Annotated in this window: 12 protein-coding genes and 1 pseudogene; 1 reads left to right on the plus strand and 12 read right to left on the minus strand. The window is 32.9% G+C overall.

Annotation, left to right across the window (positions count from 1 at the left end; genetic code table 11):
• Nucleotides 1–23 precede the first annotated feature (23 nt).
• From accA to ispC, 12 genes and pseudogenes are all read right to left on the minus strand, one after another.
• Entirely contained in the window at nt 24–977 is a 954-nt protein-coding gene (gene accA / locus KEC37_RS02710; RefSeq protein WP_223139571.1) for an acetyl-CoA carboxylase carboxyl transferase subunit alpha, read from the minus strand.
• Between the two features lie 61 nt (nt 978–1,038).
• Nucleotides 1,039–4,305, minus strand: a pseudogene (gene dnaE / locus KEC37_RS02715) (DNA polymerase III subunit alpha); the annotation flags it as partial.
• A 31-nt stretch (nt 4,306–4,336) separates the two neighbouring features.
• Complete coding sequence (lpxB, locus tag KEC37_RS02720; protein WP_223139573.1) at nt 4,337–5,500, minus strand: lipid-A-disaccharide synthase; 1,164 nt, start codon at nt 5,498–5,500, stop codon at nt 4,337–4,339.
• Nucleotides 5,501–6,289, minus strand: a complete 789-nt coding sequence (lpxA, locus tag KEC37_RS02725; RefSeq protein ID WP_223138600.1) for an acyl-ACP--UDP-N-acetylglucosamine O-acyltransferase — start codon at nt 6,287–6,289, stop codon at nt 5,501–5,503.
• Entirely contained in the window at nt 6,289–6,744 is a 456-nt protein-coding gene (gene fabZ, locus KEC37_RS02730; protein ID WP_223139574.1) for a 3-hydroxyacyl-ACP dehydratase FabZ, read from the minus strand. The genes lpxA and fabZ overlap by 1 nt, the downstream gene beginning before the upstream one ends.
• 127 nt (nt 6,745–6,871) lie before the next feature.
• Nucleotides 6,872–7,888, minus strand: a complete 1,017-nt coding sequence (gene lpxD, locus KEC37_RS02735; protein ID WP_223139575.1) for a UDP-3-O-(3-hydroxymyristoyl)glucosamine N-acyltransferase — start codon at nt 7,886–7,888, stop codon at nt 6,872–6,874.
• A gap of 3 nt (nt 7,889–7,891) precedes the next feature.
• The gene (locus KEC37_RS02740) at nt 7,892–8,392 is read right to left on the minus strand and encodes an OmpH family outer membrane protein (RefSeq protein ID WP_223138603.1); all 501 of its coding nucleotides are present in this window, start codon (nt 8,390–8,392) and stop codon (nt 7,892–7,894) included.
• Between the two features lie 48 nt (nt 8,393–8,440).
• Complete coding sequence (gene bamA, locus KEC37_RS02745) at nt 8,441–10,789, minus strand: outer membrane protein assembly factor BamA (protein ID WP_223139576.1); 2,349 nt, start codon at nt 10,787–10,789, stop codon at nt 8,441–8,443.
• Nucleotides 10,790–10,909: 120 nt separating this feature from the next.
• A complete protein-coding gene (gene rseP, locus KEC37_RS02750) occupies nt 10,910–12,277 on the minus strand; it encodes a sigma E protease regulator RseP (RefSeq protein WP_223139577.1) in 1,368 nt (455 codons plus the stop codon).
• A gap of 18 nt (nt 12,278–12,295) precedes the next feature.
• Nucleotides 12,296–13,117, minus strand: coding sequence for a phosphatidate cytidylyltransferase (locus tag KEC37_RS02755; protein WP_223139578.1), 822 nt, complete (start codon nt 13,115–13,117; stop codon nt 12,296–12,298).
• On the minus strand, nt 13,111–13,863 hold the full coding sequence (gene uppS, locus KEC37_RS02760; protein ID WP_223138607.1) for a polyprenyl diphosphate synthase: 753 nt from the start codon (nt 13,861–13,863) through the stop codon (nt 13,111–13,113). The genes KEC37_RS02755 and uppS overlap by 7 nt, the downstream gene beginning before the upstream one ends.
• Nucleotides 13,864–13,939: 76 nt before the next feature.
• A complete protein-coding gene (gene ispC / locus KEC37_RS02765; RefSeq protein ID WP_223139579.1) occupies nt 13,940–15,142 on the minus strand; it encodes a 1-deoxy-D-xylulose-5-phosphate reductoisomerase in 1,203 nt (400 codons plus the stop codon).
• Between the two features lie 279 nt (nt 15,143–15,421).
• Between ispC and prmB the strand changes: the two genes are divergently transcribed.
• On the plus strand, nt 15,422–16,342 hold the full coding sequence (gene prmB, locus KEC37_RS02770; RefSeq protein ID WP_223139580.1) for a 50S ribosomal protein L3 N(5)-glutamine methyltransferase: 921 nt from the start codon (nt 15,422–15,424) through the stop codon (nt 16,340–16,342).
• Nucleotides 16,343–16,346 lie beyond the last annotated feature (4 nt).

The following is a 16,346-nucleotide window of genomic DNA, read 5'->3' on the forward strand; positions in this document are numbered from 1 at the left end:
TATAATACGTTGCTAAGTTGCTGCTAACAATAGCCATAACCCATTAAACGTTGGTAACGTCTTTCTAAGAGATCTTGTTCCTTTAAACGATCGAGTTCATCTAAATCTAATTTTAAACGTGATTTGATAGAATCAGATATAGTAAGAAGGTCGCGATGTGCTCCTCCCAATGGCTCTTCTATAATATGGTCTATCAGTGATAAGCGTTTAAGACTGTTTGCTATAATACCCATAGCTTCCGCTGCTAACGGTGCTTTTTCCACACTTTTCCAAAGAATAGACGCACAACCTTCTGGGGATATTACAGAGTAAGTACTGTATTCTAACATATTGATTTTATCGCCTACTCCAATAGCTAAAGCACCGCCAGATCCTCCTTCCCCAATGACGGTACAAATGATAGGTACTTTTAAAACGGCCATTTCGCGTAGATTACTGGCAATGGCTTCCGATTGACCTCTTTCTTCCGCCCCTACTCCAGGGTAAGCACCTGGAGTATCAATAAAAGTTATAACGGGGATATTAAATCGCTCTGCCATTTTCATCAATCGTAATGCTTTTCGATAACCTTCTGGAGCGGGCATACCAAAATTACGTCTAATTTTTTCTTTTACATCGCGTCCTTTTTGATGACCTATAATCATTACTGGACGAGACTCCATACGCGCTAGACCTCCAATAATAGCTTTATCATCAGCAAAAGTACGATCTCCGGATAATTCATCAAAATTATTAAAGATATGTGGAATATAATCTAAAGTATAAGGACGCAAGGGATGTCGTGCAATCTGAGCAATTTGCCACGCATTTAGATTAGAGTAAATTTTTTTTATTAATTCCCTTTTCTTGGTATTTAAGAATTGAATTTCTTTGTTTACGTCAAGAGATTGATCGCGTGATTTCAGTTCCATCAGAGCAGTAATTTTTGTTTCTAGCTCCGATAAAGGTTTTTCAAATTCTAGAAAATTCACGTTCATAATGATTATTCATTTCATTCCGTAGATCATTTAACTATTGATAGGAGGAGTAATACTCCATTTTTTTACGCGCTTCTTTTATATCCATTAATTGAGAGGCAATCATCTTCATATAACCACGAGAATCTTCAGAAGCCACGTATCCTTTTACTATTAGAATACGATCGTCGTTTTCTAATAAATGCCTATATTTTTCTAATATATCCCTAAATAATACCACCTCTAAACGGCCAGATCGATCTTCTAACGTCAAAATAGCCATTTGATTCTCCCTTTTTGTTAATACAAGGCGAACGGATATAATTAAACCGACTACTGTAATAATACTTCCTATCGTATGGTTTTTTTGTATATCTTTCAATCGTATGCCACTTGAATAATATTGAATTTCGTTTTGATATTGATCCACTGGATGTCCAGTTAAATAGAGACCTAATGTCTCATGTTCTCCTCTTAACTTTATCTGTTCTGACCAAGGAAGAATATCCTGTTGTCTCTGTATAGAAGAGGAGTGAGAGACCGCATATTCCCTATTTGGAATACTATCACTAAACATATCTATTTGCCCTAACAATTGAGATTGTATATATTGATTAGCTGATTTTAATATAGTATCGATTGATTGCATCAATTCAGCACGATGTTGTTTAAAACAATCGAAGGATCCGGAAAGAATAAATTTCTCTAATATACGCCTATTTAAATTTTTCATTTGAGCTCTAACACATAGATCAAACATATCGATAAACATACCACTTTGATTACGTCCTTTAATAATTTCTTGAATAGATGCCTCTCCTATGCCTTTTATCGCACCAAGACCATAAACAATCTGCCCTTTTTTATTCACATGAAAATGAAATTGACTCGTATTAATATTAGGTGGTAACACTGTCATTCCCATCCTATTACATTCTTCTATTAAGCTTCTAATTTTATCTATGTGATCCATATCAGCCGACATAACGGAAGCCATAAATTCATATGGATAATGCGTTTTCAGCCATAAGGTTTGATAAGAAAGTAATGCATAGGCAGTAGAATGCGATTTATTAAAACCATAATCAGCAAAATGTTCCATCATATCAAAAATCTTCATAGCTAAATTAGAATCTATCCCCTTTTTTTGGGCACCTTCTTTAAAAAAATTTCTTTGTTTAGCCATTTCATCTGGTTTTTTTTTACCCATTGCACAACGTAATAGATCGGCCTTACTTAAGGTATACCCTGCGAGTACCTGAGCTATTTGCATCACTTGCTCTTGATACAAAATAATACCATAAGTTGATTCAAGAATTGGTTTAAGAGATTCATGTTGCCACCGAATATCCGGATATGAGATTTTTTCTTTGCCATGTTTACGATTAATGAAGTTCTCAACCATACCGGACTGTAGAGGACCCGGTCGAAATAAGGCGATTAATGCGATTATGTCTTCGAAACAATCCGGTTTGAGACGTTTAATCAGATCTCTCATTCCCTTTGATTCAAGTTGAAATACAGCAGTAGTTTCCGCCTTTCGCAAATACTCAAAGCTTTTTTCATTGTATAAAGGAATAGAGGATATATCAATAGGTGGAATTTTATTTTGTTTAAGAGTCGTATTGATCATATCCATCGCTCGCTTAATAATCGTCAAAGTACGTAACCCCAAAAAATCAAACTTTATTAAACCAATATCCTCAATATCATTCTTATCAAATTGAGTCACGGGATTCTTTCCCGTCTCATCACAATAAATAGGAGAAAAATCAGTAATACGAGTGGGTGCAATTACTACTCCACCCGCATGTTTTCCCACGTTACGTATGATTCCTTCTAATTTACGAGACATATCCAGTAACATACCAATATCTTCATCTGAATGATAGAGTTTACTTAATTGAGGTTCAATAATAAACGCTTTCTCTAAAGTCATCCCTGGATCAGGTCTGACTAATTTCGCAATACGATCCACGAAACTATAAGGATAGTCTAGTACACGTCCAACATCCCTAATTACCACTTTTGCTGATAAGGTACCAAAAGTAATGATTTGAGCTACCGCATGGCGTCCATAAATATTAGCAACATGATCAATGACTAGATCCCTTTTTTCCATACAAAAATCTATATCAAAATCCGGCATAGATATACGTTCGGAGTTGAGAAATCTTTCAAAGAGTAAATCAAAATCTAGTGGATCGATATCGGTAATTTTTAATGCGTAAGCGACTAATGACCCGGCACCAGATCCTCTACCAGGTCCAACAGGGATATGATGATCTTTTGCCCATTGTATAAATTCCATCACAATCAAAAAATATCCAGGAAATCCCATCTGATTAATAATCTTTAATTCATGGGTTAGTCTATTTTTATAGGAAACAAATCGTTTATCCCGATCTTTAACATTGATAAATTTGAATTTTAAACGTTTTTCTAGTCCTTCATTAGCTCTTTTTATTAAAAAATCCTTCGTTGAAATTCCTTTAGTAGGAAAATTTGGAAGAAAATATTGACCTAAATTGAGAGTAAGATTACATCTACGAGCAATTTCTATACTATTTTCCAAGGCTTCTGGAATATCTGAAAAGAGATTACACATTTCTTTTTCACTACGCATATATTGCTGTGGACTATACGTGTGTGGCCGTTTTATATCATTAAGAATATAACCGTTATGAATAGCTACACGAACTTCGTGAGTATCAAAATCCTTTTTGTCAATAAAGCGTATATCATTAGTCGCTACTACCGGTAGCGATTGACGCATAGCGAATTCTACCGCTGCTTGTACGTAATGTTCTTCATTTTCACGACCAGTTCGAGTTAATTCCAGGTAATAACGATCTGCGAAATAACGTTTGTAAAAGATTAAACATTGTTCCAATTGAAAATTATTATGACGATATATTAAACATTTTCCAATATCACCTTTGAATCCAGAAAGGATAATTAATCCTTGATTATATTGTATAAGCCAATCTTGATCAATGATTGGACCGGAGGACATATAACCCCGTTGATACGTTTGAGAAATGAGTAATCTTAAATTGTCATAACCAATCTCATTAGAGGCTAAAATAGTTAAAGATACTAATTCTTGAGGGAAGATCTTATTTTGCATGAGAAAATCCGCCCCAATAATTGGTTTGATTCCAAATTTATGAGCGAGTTTATAAAACTTTACTAAACCAAAAAGATTAGTAAAATCAGTCAATGCCAATGCGGGCATATCTAAACTTACCGATTTTTCAATTAATGAGGGAACTTTAGCCACGCCATCAATCATGGAATAGTCACTATGTACGTGTAAATGGATAAATCGGGGTGCGGTGTTATTCATATTTTTTCATACTTTTTTGTAATATATATATTTAAGAATGGATCAATGATATTACCGCTTGTGCAGCTTTTTCATCAGCATTATTACGTAGATCTTGGTGTATGTTTCGAAATATCTGTAATAATGCTGTATGTTGATTCCTATTTCTTAATAAGGGAATTAAGGCGGAAGCTAAATTATCGTATTGACAATTTTTTTGCAAAAGTTCTTTTACAATTTCTTGATTAGCTAATATATTAGGAAGAGAGATCCAAGGTATTTTTACGAAAGAGCGTGCGATGAAGAAGGTAATGCATTTCATTTTATATCCTACTACCATAGGACACTTAGATAACATACATTCTAATGTTGCCGTACCAGACGCCACTAAGGTGGCATCAGCAGCCGTCATAACTGGAATAGAGTAATTTGGGGAATATAATCGAAAACGGAGTTGCGGTGTCACTTTAGAGCAAATAGATTGAAAATAATGGATGTGATGTTCTTTCACTAACGGGACCATAATTTCTAAATCTGGAAAAATATTCTGTAAGATATCGGCGGCACGTAAAAATTCCGTACTGAGCATCTCAATTTCGTTCTCTCTACTTCCCGGTAATAGTGCTAAACAGTGTGCAGTTGACGATATACCGAGTTTTTTTCTAGCGAGCAATTTATCGGGATATATAGGGATGAAATCAGCTAATGGATGACCAATAAATGTATAAGGAATATGAGATTGTTCATATATCTTTTTTTCAAAAGGAAAAAGTAAGAGAACATTATTCGTTGAACGCCGTATAGTACGTAGTCTATTCTTGCGCCATGCCCATACAGAAGGACTAACATAATGAAGTATCTTCATTCCCCTTTTTTTTAGATTATATTCCAATGTGAGGTTAAATTCAGGAGAATCAATACCAATAAATACCTCTATTGGTAATGCGATAAAACGGTGAAGGAGATCACGTCGAATTTTCAGTAAGCGTTTCATACGTTTAATAATATCCATTACATCCATTACCGCCAATTCTTCTATATCATACCAAGACTCCATTCCTTCTGCTTTCATATACGAACCACCTATCCCAACAAAATGTATGCCTGCAATATACGTATTTTGTATAGCACGCATTAATCGAGCACCCAGAAGATCACCTGAGCTCTCTCCTGCTACTAAACCAATAGTAATACGGCGACGTTGTTGAAAAAACATCTATCGAATAATCCCTCTCTGTGAACGCGATAAAAAATCTATCACGTTATTGATTATAGTATGCTTACTAGCTAAAATATGTAACTCTGACTTAGCTTCCTCTAACGTTCTACCACTTCTGTAAAGAATTTTATAGGCGGAACGTATTGCATGTAAAATATCACGATTAAATCCTCTACGTTTTAATCCTTCTGTATTCAGACCAAAAGCGGTGGCATGATTCCCTTGCGCTATAAGATAAGGAGGGACGTCTTGTACCACACCAGAACATCCTCCAATCATTACATGAGCCCCGATCAGACAAAATTGATGAATAGCGGTCATTCCCCCTATAATAGCATAATCGTCTACTTTAACATGACCGCCAAGAGTAGCATTATTAGCCATAATACAATGATTACCAATGACACAATCATGTGCAATATGCGTGTTAATCATAAGTAAATTATCATTTCCAATTCGAGTAATTTTTTCCCCTTGTATTGTCCCACGGTGAATAGCAACATTCTCACGTATACGATTGCGATGACCAATTTCTACACTAGTTTTTTCCCCAGTATATTTCAGATCTTGGTTCTCTTCTCCAATAGAGGCAAACTGATAGATTTGATTATCTTCACCTATACGTGTCACACCGTTAATAACGATATGTGATTTGAGTATTGTACGTGCACCTATTTCTACTTCGGAACCAATAATACAAAAAGGTCCAATATATACGTTGGCATGAACGATGGCACCTTTTTCCATAATAGTACTCGGATGTATGAAAGCAGTTGGATCAATCATTATGCCTCACGGCGCCGTGCACACATCATAGATGCTTCGCAAGCCAATTCATCCCGAATTTTGGCTATTCCCTTGAAGCGTGCAATCCCCCTTCTTTCTTTGATAAATTCTACATCAATAATCATTTGATCGCCTGGTTGTACTGGTCTTTTAAAACGAGCGGCATCAATGGCAGCAAAATAGTAAAATTCTCCTGGTGCTAATTTTCCAGCACTTTTAAAGGCTAATATACCTGTAGCTTGTGCCATTGCTTCAAGAATTAATACTCCTGGAAAAATCGGTTTCCCTGGAAAATGTCCTTCAAAAAATGGTTCATTAAAAGAGACATTTTTTACAGCACGAAGAAATTTGCCTTTTTCAAAATTTAATACACGATCCACTAATAAAAACGGGAACCGGTGAGGTAAGAGCTCTAATATCTCTTCAATATGGAGACTATGCTCGTTAGTAGTCAAAATAATTTAATTTCCTGTATTTTCTTGATATCAGCAAAACGGCCTGTATTTATTCTCTCTATTCAAGAGAAATTAGATAAATACAGGCCAAAAGTGCGACATAGTGAAATAGATAGTGGTGGGGTATTTATTTTTTTAAAAGTGCTTGAATACGTTTTCTAAAACGAGCTATATGAATAATAAAGGCAACTGTTTTACGCCATTGTTTGTTCTTTTGTAAAGGAATACCAGAGGAATAGATACCTGGTTCTCTTATAGAACGCATTACCATACTCATCCCCGTTACTGTTACTTTATCACAAATTTTTATATGACCATTAATTACACTTGCTCCACCAATCATACAGTTACGGCCTATAGTCAAGCTACCTCCCATAATCACCCCCCCTGCTATAGCAGTATTTTCTCCAATCTTAACATTATGTGCAATATGACAGAGGTTATCAATAATTACTCCATTATCAATAGAAGTATCTTCTATTGCTCCCCTAGCAATAGTAGTACATGCACCAATTTCAACTCTGTTACCTATAATTACTCTTCCTAAATGTGGAATTCTTATCCAATTTCCAATATCATCTTTAGCATAACCAAAGCCTTCAGAGCCAATGACTGATCCAGACTGAATTAGACAATCTTTCCCAATTTCAACTCCATGATAAATCGTAACATTATTCCATAATCTTGTCCCAATATTAATCTTTACATTTCTTCCTAAAACACAACCCGCTCCAATAATCACATCATTTCCTAAAAATACCCCCTTTTCCAGTACGGAATTAGCACCGATAGATATACGTTCACCCAATGTGACATTGGAGTCCATTCTAACACTTTTATCAATTTTATAATCTGGTTTAGGAGTCCTATCTATCATTTGAGCGAGATATGCATATGCAAGATAAGGATCTTTTACTACTAAAGCAGTGCTATTCTTACAAAAAGGAAGACATTGTTCAGTAAGTATCACTGCTGAAGCTTGACATTCTATAAGTTTATGTCGTAAACGGATATCAGATAAAAATGTAATCTCCCCCTCTTTGGCATTGTCTATAGAAGCTAAATTAGTAATTTGGATTTGATCATCACCATATAATGTCGCATTTAAATACTTTGCTAATGCAGATAGTCGTATGGAGAACATATATCACTTTACCACCTGTGCAAGTACACTATTGGTAATATCTTTAGACGGGTTAAAATAAGCTAAAGCACTTATATCAATGACTATATCATATTCTTCTTGATGAGCAATGTTTCGGACTATTTCATGTATTTGACTTAATATTTTATGGCGTTCTTCGGTCTGTCTACGGTGATTATCCTGTTCAAAAGACTGAATTTTACTAGAAAATTTTTCACGTTGAATCATCAGAGATTGTTCTAGTTCTTTTCTTTCTTGAGGATTCATATCATTCCCGGTGTTCTGCAGTTTTTGTGTTTTAGATTGTAAATCTCTTTCCATACATTGTAACTCGGTCACTCGATCTTTAAATTCCTCTTCAAGTTCTTTAGCTACTGTAGCACGTTGTGGAGATTGTTGGAAAATATTCGTTATATTCACCACCGCAATTCTATCAATCGACCAAACTGGAGATGCAGTGGTAATTACCAACATTATACTGACAATATATAACCACTTTTTCACTATAAGCTCCTTATGGATTACGAACATAAAAACACTATATTACCTTATCTACCATATTTTACCAATGTTGAATTGAAATCGTTCAAATCGATCTCCTATATAAGTTTTAATAGGTCGAGCATAAGATAAGACTATTGGACCTATTGGGGAATTCCAATGCAAACTAATGCCACTAGAAATACGAATATCTCCTATTCTCCCGTAGTTAGGTATATTGGATGCACGTAGTATAACATCGTTATTGTCCCAATAAGTATCCCATACCGTACCAGAATCAATAAAAATTGCGGCACGAAGAGAGTCTAGATATCTTTCTTGCAGGAAAAAGGATAAAGGACAAATTACTTCCATTGTAAAGAGGACTGTGGCATTTCCTCCAATAGCAACCGCAGAATGTTCTATTGGATAAGTACTATAGTTTTTCACTTCTGAAGTAGGATAACGATAATATATTGCTTTAGGACCCACACTATTAGCATGGAATCCACGTAAAGTATTAATCCCTCCTGCATAAAAATGATCATAAAATGGAACTGTCTTTTTTCTTATTCCATGAGCATATCCCAATTGTGTACGAGTAACAAAAATCCAACTTCCTTTTTTATTGATAGGAGAATAATGGATGAAATCACAGTTCATTTTATAATATTCATTATCTGAACCAGGTAATCCTATCTTGTTAGATAATGTTGCACTATATCCTATAGTAGGAAAATATACTTTATTCAGAGTATTCACATTGCAATCTACACTCAGTAAAAAATCGTTGTTACTAAAATTGGTATGACTTTTTTTTTCATTATGTTTTTTTAGATAACGCGATATAATTAGATGAGGCTTTATATTATATAAATGATCATGTACATAATCTAATCCAATTTGAAATAAATATTTCTTTTGTAAAGGAAATCCCCAAAACGTTCCTAATCCAAAGCTTTTTAAATTAAAATTGGAGAAATCTGTTGTATTATCTCCATTAAAATCATCGTAGAATATCTTTCCACCTGCATTAATTCCATCTAAAGTAAAATAAGGATCAGTAAAAGATACTTTGATATTGGTTTGATAATCATTTTTTACTCCACTAAATCCTACTATATTCCCCGTACCTAACCAATTATCTTGATTCATATAAAACTGGAAACTTAAAAGACTATCTGTTCCAGAACCTATACCAAAATTAATATTACCCGTATTACGTTCTTTTACTTTAAAGAAGACATCTACATAATTATTACAATGTAACAATTTTTGTATTATTAATGTTACAGTTTCAAAATAACCGAGTTTTTCTAATCGGTTTTTACTTTCATTCAGTAGACTATGAATTATCCAACTTCCTTCCATTTGGCGTATTTCTCGACGTAAAACGGAATCTTTTGTGAGATGATTACCCTCAAAATGAATATAACGTACATAGTAACGATTCCCGATGTCTATATAAAAACATAATTCAATGGTTTGATTCACATCGTCTATTTCCATTTGATTAAGGATATGGGCATCTAGATAACCATCATTTATCAATAAATTTTGTATTTCTGTACTTATTTTCTTGATTTCGGCACTATGGTATATAGTGCCTAAACACAATCGAGATTGTACTAATTGCTCTATTTTGGAAGAATTTTCAAAAATGGTGTTACTCTTTACTGTTACTTTTGAAAGTGTATATTGTAATCCTTCGGTAATATTTAATGTAATGTATATATTTTTTTTATCTGGCGTCATACTAATCTGAGTAGAATCAATATCAAAACGAACATAACCACGATCTAAATAAAAATTACGTAGAGCATCTATATCCATATCTAGTTTTTTTAGACAGAATCTTCTATTCTCTTTCCACCAAGGAGTGTTTTTACTAATTTGCAAGTGTGAAAGAAGATTATATGAAGAAAATTTTTCATTACCGATAATATTAAGTTGCTTCACGATAGCTGAGATGCCTTCGTTGAAAACAAACTTTATTGCTACTCGATTATAAGCGAGCGGCTCAATTATTGTTTCTATTTTAGCACTATATTTTCCTATACTATGATAGAATTGTTCTAAATCTTTTTGTAGATGAAAAAGAGTAGAGGGATTCAAAATCTCTCCTACTTGAATACCAATATTATCTAAATTCTTTTGTAAGATTTCATTTTTTATGATTTTATTACCCACATAACAAATTGAACCAATTAAGGGAAATTCTTGTACTTGAATTAATAAAATATCATTATCATGTATAACTTTAATATCTTCAAAATTACCAGTAGCAAATAAGGTACAAATAATATTACGAATATCTTTCTTACTTATTGTGCTTCCAATACGTATAACAGGTAAATACATTTTAATTGTTGTAATAGATAGACGTTGTAAGCCTTCAATAAAAATATTGTTGACGAACAATCTATTTTCTGCCAGACAACAACACGTTATCAGACTGGTAATACTAAGCAGTATACTGAGAAGGAATTTATTATTAATCAATGCAAGATCTCGGATAAGACCGTCTGCTAATAAAAATACTTATCTTAATTTAGAAATATCATTAAAAATAGCTAAGGCCATTAATACCATCAGAATAATTGAGCTAATCTGATAAATCCGTTCTTGTACCGATTCCTCAATCGGTTTACTTCGAATCTTTTCTATCATTAAAAACAATAGACGTCCTCCATCTAGAATAGGTATAGGTAATAAATTCATTATACCTAAGTTAATACTGATTAACGATAAAAACATTAAGTAATGAATTAGTCCATTCTCTGCGGAGAGATATGCACCGTGTGCAATAGATATTGGTCCACTAAGACTACTTAATTTAGCATTTCCACCTATTACTTCTGTAAGTACCTCCATAGTGAGAATAATAATATTCCATGATGCTTCTCCAGCTTTATATAGTGCAGATAAAGGATCATATCTGTTTACTATTTGATTGGCATTAGAAATTGGTATAACAGTAGGAGTTAATCCAGCGAATCCCTCTACATAGTTATGTTGATTCAATTGACTATCCGGAATTAAAATTAATTCTAGGATAGTCTTATTCCTTTCAATTTTAAGACGTAATTTTTTGCCAGGACTATTTTTGATGCTCATAACGAATGAAGACCAATGATCAATATTTTTTTCTTCTACCTTCATTATTTTATCGTTAGGTTGTAAACCGGCTTTTTCAGCAGCGGAGCCCGCTTGAACGGTCTTTATAATAGGTTCAATATGTGAAATGATGGGATTAATTCCTAAAGTAATAAGAGGATCTTTTTTACTACATTCTATATGATCTTTTAGAGAGAGTTCTAGAAACTTTCTTTGAATAGTCAATGGATTAGAATTGTTTGAAACGTCTAAATATATTTGTTCATTATTTTTTAATACTTTCATTAGTTGATGACGCACTGCACTCCAACTAGGAGTATTAATTCCATTAACAGATTTTATTTCCATCCCTGGTAGAATATTAGCTCTTGCAATAATAGATTCAGGTAAAATATCAGTCAGTATGGGGCGAAAATCGGGAAGGCCTATCATAAATACTAACCAATATATTGCAAAAGCAAACATGATATTACATATCGATCCAGCGGAAGTAATTGCACAACGTTGCCATATAGGTTTGTTATTAAAAGATTCAAAAGAATTTTCATGTGATATGGACTCTCCTCCAGCACCAAACATTTTGACATAACCACCCAGTGGAATAGCGGAGAAAATATATTCGGTATCAAATTTATCGCGTTTCCTTAATAAAGGATATCCAAATCCTATAGAAAAACGTTCAACTTTCACTCCATAATAACGAGCAACTAAAAAATGTCCTAATTCATGGACCAAAATTAACATGCTTAATGTAAGAGTAAAAGTAAAAAAAATCCATATGATATGTAACATTGTCGTTTTTATCCAAAATTAGATAGCATTAAAAAATAACATTAATAAACAAAAAATTGGAATGGCAGCAGTTAAACTATCTATACGATCTAATAATCCACCATGTCCTGGAATTAAATGACTGCTATCTTTGACCCCCGATATCCGTTTAAACATACTTTCTGTTAGATCACCCAATACAGAGGCAAAGGAGGAAATTACTGAAGCAATCAATAATGCTATTGGAGAAATATTATATAAATCAGGCACATTTTTATAGAATATTATACTGACAAAAGAGGTAGTTAATAATCCACCTAAGAAACCCTCCCAAGTTTTATCTGGAGAAATTTTGGGAATCATTTTACTGCGTCCCCCTATATATCCAAATATATAGGAGCCCGAATCCATACTCCATACTAGTGATAAAATATAGAAGAGTAACCATGAACCAATAGAAGAATGATGTAATAGTAGTATTCCTAAGAAAAATGGTACAATAATTAATATACCAAATATTAATAGAATGATTTTATATCTATACCATAAGAGAATAGAACGAGGATAATAAAGAATAAGAGTAAACGCTATAATCCACCAAAATAACGCAATCTCTAAGAGAGATTGGGTATAAAAATTAAATAGAAGGGATTGTTGTACTATACATAATAAAATACTGATTAATAATAACCATATAAATTGACCATATAAAGATAGACCAGTAAGTCTCCCCCATTCCCATGCTCCTAATAAACAGAGTAATAAAGTAATCAGTGAGAATATAAAGGAAGATAATAAAAATATGGTAGCCATTACCATAGGAATCATGATAATAGTAGTCATTAATCTTTGTTTTAACAAAAGTTCTCCTCATAATTAGATGGATTAACCGTTCGACCAAAATTCCTTTTACGTCTAGCAAACGCATATAATGCATCTCTAAAAATAATATCATTAAAGTCTGGCCATAGTACATCAGTAAAAAATAACTCTGAATAGGCAATTTGCCATAGTAAAAAGTTACTAATACGATGTTCTCCCCCGGTTCGAATTACTAAATCTACAGGAGCTAATTCATTCATACAAATAAATTGGCGTAATGTATTTTCATCAATTTGATCGGGATGAAGTATTCCTTGTTTAACTTGTATAGCAATGGATCTGACTGCTTGGATTATATCCCAACGACCTCCATAATTTGCCGCAATATTTAGTGTTAATCCATCATTATTTCGAGTAACGTCTTCCGAATAACGAATACATTCTTGTAATCGATTATCAAATCGATGAATATCCCCTATGACTCTAAATCGAATATTATGATTCTGTAAAAATTCTACCTCATTTTCCAATACACGTATAAATAAGGTCATCAGTGCTGAAACTTCTTGAATAGGACGATTCCAATTTTCACTACTAAATGCATAGAGTGTTAATGCATCTAATCTATGATTAATCGCAAAATTTACTGCACGGTGTACTGATTTCACTCCAGCTTGATGACCTAAAATACGTAATTTCCCTTTATTTTTTGCCCAACGACCATTTCCATCCATAATAATGGCTACATGACGAGGTAATTTGGATAAGATCCTACTTTTTTTCATCTTTTTACTTGATGATAAAGAATATTACTTACTACTTCTCTTCTATCTAATTTTAAAAATATTTCTGATTATTTAATCATCTTTCATACATGAACTTTTTAATACATAAAAACGCTTTTTTTCTCGCCTGATTATCAATGAACATCACTTCTTCTATATTTTTAGGTTCTTTATAGTATAAATTATCTAGTACCTCTTGAATAATTACTGCAATATCAGTAAAACGAATTTTTTGACTTAAAAAAGCCGATACCGCTATTTCATTGACAGCATTGAGAATAATTGTAGTGGCTTGATGTAAACTAGCTTCTATAGCAAGATATAAACAAGGATAACGTTTTTTATCTGGTTTACCAAAACTTAGCGTATCCAAACTATAGAAGTTTAATTGAGGAATGTTTATAGAGATACGATCCGGATAAGCCATAACATGAGCGATATGTGTTCGCATATCAGGTAATCCCATTTGAGCCATGATACTACCGTCAATATAATGTATCATTGAATGTATAATCGATTGGGGATGTAATACTACCTTTATTTGTTTAGAGGAAGCATTAAAGAGATGTTTTGCTTCAATATATTCTAATCCTTTATTCATCATACTGGCTGAATCTACTGATATTTTTTTACCCATAATCCAATTAGGATGGGAAAAAGCTTGTTCAGGAGTCATACTTTCTAGTTTAGAAAGGGGTACGAATCGGAATGGTCCACCAGAACCAGTTAATATAATTTTTGATATTCCATGATCCTTTAAAGAAGCATAGCCTAAATTTTCTTGAACAGGTTTAGGTAAACATTGAAAAATGGCATTATGTTCACTATCAACAGGCAATAAATGCGCATTATGCATACGTACAGCATCCATCAATAAACGTCCACAAATCACAAGAGATTCTTTATTAGCTAATAACACTCTTTTTCCTGCTTTTATAGCGGATAAAGTCGGTGCTAAACCTACTGTCCCTGCTATTGCTGACATAACTATATCTATCTCCTCAAGAGAGGCAAGCTTGCATGCGGATTCAATCCCGAATAAAACATTTATTGCTAATCCCATTTGATTCAAATTAAATTTTAAATGTTGCGCTGCTCTACGGCTTGCCATGGAAGCCCATTTAGGTTTAAATTCCCAACATTGCTTAGTCATTAACTCTGTATTATATCCAGCTACAAGGGCATGTACTGCAAATTTTTCAGAATTTTGTTGTATTACCGTTAAGGTATGGATTCCAATAGAGCCTGTACTACCAAGAATAGTTAATTTTTTTTTCATAAAAGAATGTCAAATGGATCGAATTTCAAATACGTAATAGAATCATTTTGGTATATGATTGTAATTTAATATATATTCAATATTTTTAATATTGAATATATAATAAAAAATATTATATGCATGATATGGAAATAATCGTAATATACTATTATTGTTCTCAATATTAAAGGACTCACTCAATATATCATTATATATAGGTATTACAAATTAATTCATTCATTTACTTTCTATTTATTGATATAGAAAAAATTATAACAAAGCGAGAAGAATTCAATTAGAATGGAAATTAATAAAGAAGATATTCTAAAAGAAATTATCTCTATACGAGATATATTACGTTGGACAATTAGTCAATTTAATCAATCTGATATTTATTACGGTCATGGTACCGATAATCCTGTAGATGAAGCACTACAATTAGTATTATCTAGTTTGTTTTTACCATTAAATCTACCAAGTGAAATGTATAGTTCACGTTTGACATTAAGTGAACGTTCTAAAATTTTTGATTTAGTTAGAATTCGAATTCAACAATATATTCCGGTTTCCTATTTAATTAACAAATCTTGGTTTTGTGGATTAGAATTTTATATTGATGAACGAGTATGTATTCCTCGTTCTCCTATTGGAGAACTTATTAGGAATAATTTCATGAATTTACTATCATGTTCACCAAGATATATATTAGATATGTGTACAGGTAGTGGTTGTCTTGCTATTGCTAGTGCTTATATCTATCCAAAAGCTCAGATAGATGCTGTTGATATTTCTGCTGAAGTATTGGAAGTTACTAAATATAATATTTATCAACATAATCTGGAAAATAGAGTCATTCCTATTCAATCTGATTTATTTACTAATGTACCGAAAAAGCAAAGATATGATCTGATTCTAACTAATCCACCTTATGTCAATCAAAAATCATTACAAGAATTACCGAGAGAATTTTATGCCGAACCTCAAATAAGTTTGTATGGAGGAGATGAAGATGGATTAAATTTAGTAGACCAAATCTTGTATAATGCGGTAGATTACTTAACAGAAGATGGAATTATGATTTGTGAAGTAGGTGAGAGTAGATTGTATATGAACCAACGTTATCCCCAAAAGTCATTTTGTTGGATAAATTTAAAGGATGGAGGTGATGGTGTTTTTATGATAACACGTCAACAATTACTGAAATATTTTAAAATTTTATAACTAT

The sequence above is a fragment of the Candidatus Schneideria nysicola genome (genome assembly GCF_019923565.1).
GTDB lineage: Bacteria > Pseudomonadota > Gammaproteobacteria > Enterobacterales > Enterobacteriaceae > Schneideria > Schneideria nysicola.

What these genes read in the sequence shown, in the direction of transcription:
- accA (WP_223139571.1), bottom strand. Translation starts at nt 977, where the DNA reads ATGAACGTGAATTTTCTAGAATTTGAAAAACCTTTATCGGAGCTAGAA.
- lpxB (WP_223139573.1), bottom strand. Translation starts at nt 5,500, where the DNA reads ATGTTTTTTCAACAACGTCGCCGTATTACTATTGGTTTAGTAGCAGGA.
- lpxA (WP_223138600.1), bottom strand. Translation starts at nt 6,289, where the DNA reads ATGATTGATCCAACTGCTTTCATACATCCGAGTACTATTATGGAAAAA.
- lpxD (WP_223139575.1), bottom strand. Translation starts at nt 7,888, where the DNA reads ATGTTCTCCATACGACTATCTGCATTAGCAAAGTATTTAAATGCGACA.
- rseP (WP_223139577.1), bottom strand. Translation starts at nt 12,277, where the DNA reads ATGTTACATATCATATGGATTTTTTTTACTTTTACTCTTACATTAAGC.
- uppS (WP_223138607.1), bottom strand. Translation starts at nt 13,863, where the DNA reads ATGAAAAAAAGTAGGATCTTATCCAAATTACCTCGTCATGTAGCCATT.
- ispC (WP_223139579.1), bottom strand. Translation starts at nt 15,142, where the DNA reads ATGAAAAAAAAATTAACTATTCTTGGTAGTACAGGCTCTATTGGAATC.
- prmB (WP_223139580.1), top strand. Translation starts at nt 15,422, where the DNA reads ATGGAAATTAATAAAGAAGATATTCTAAAAGAAATTATCTCTATACGA.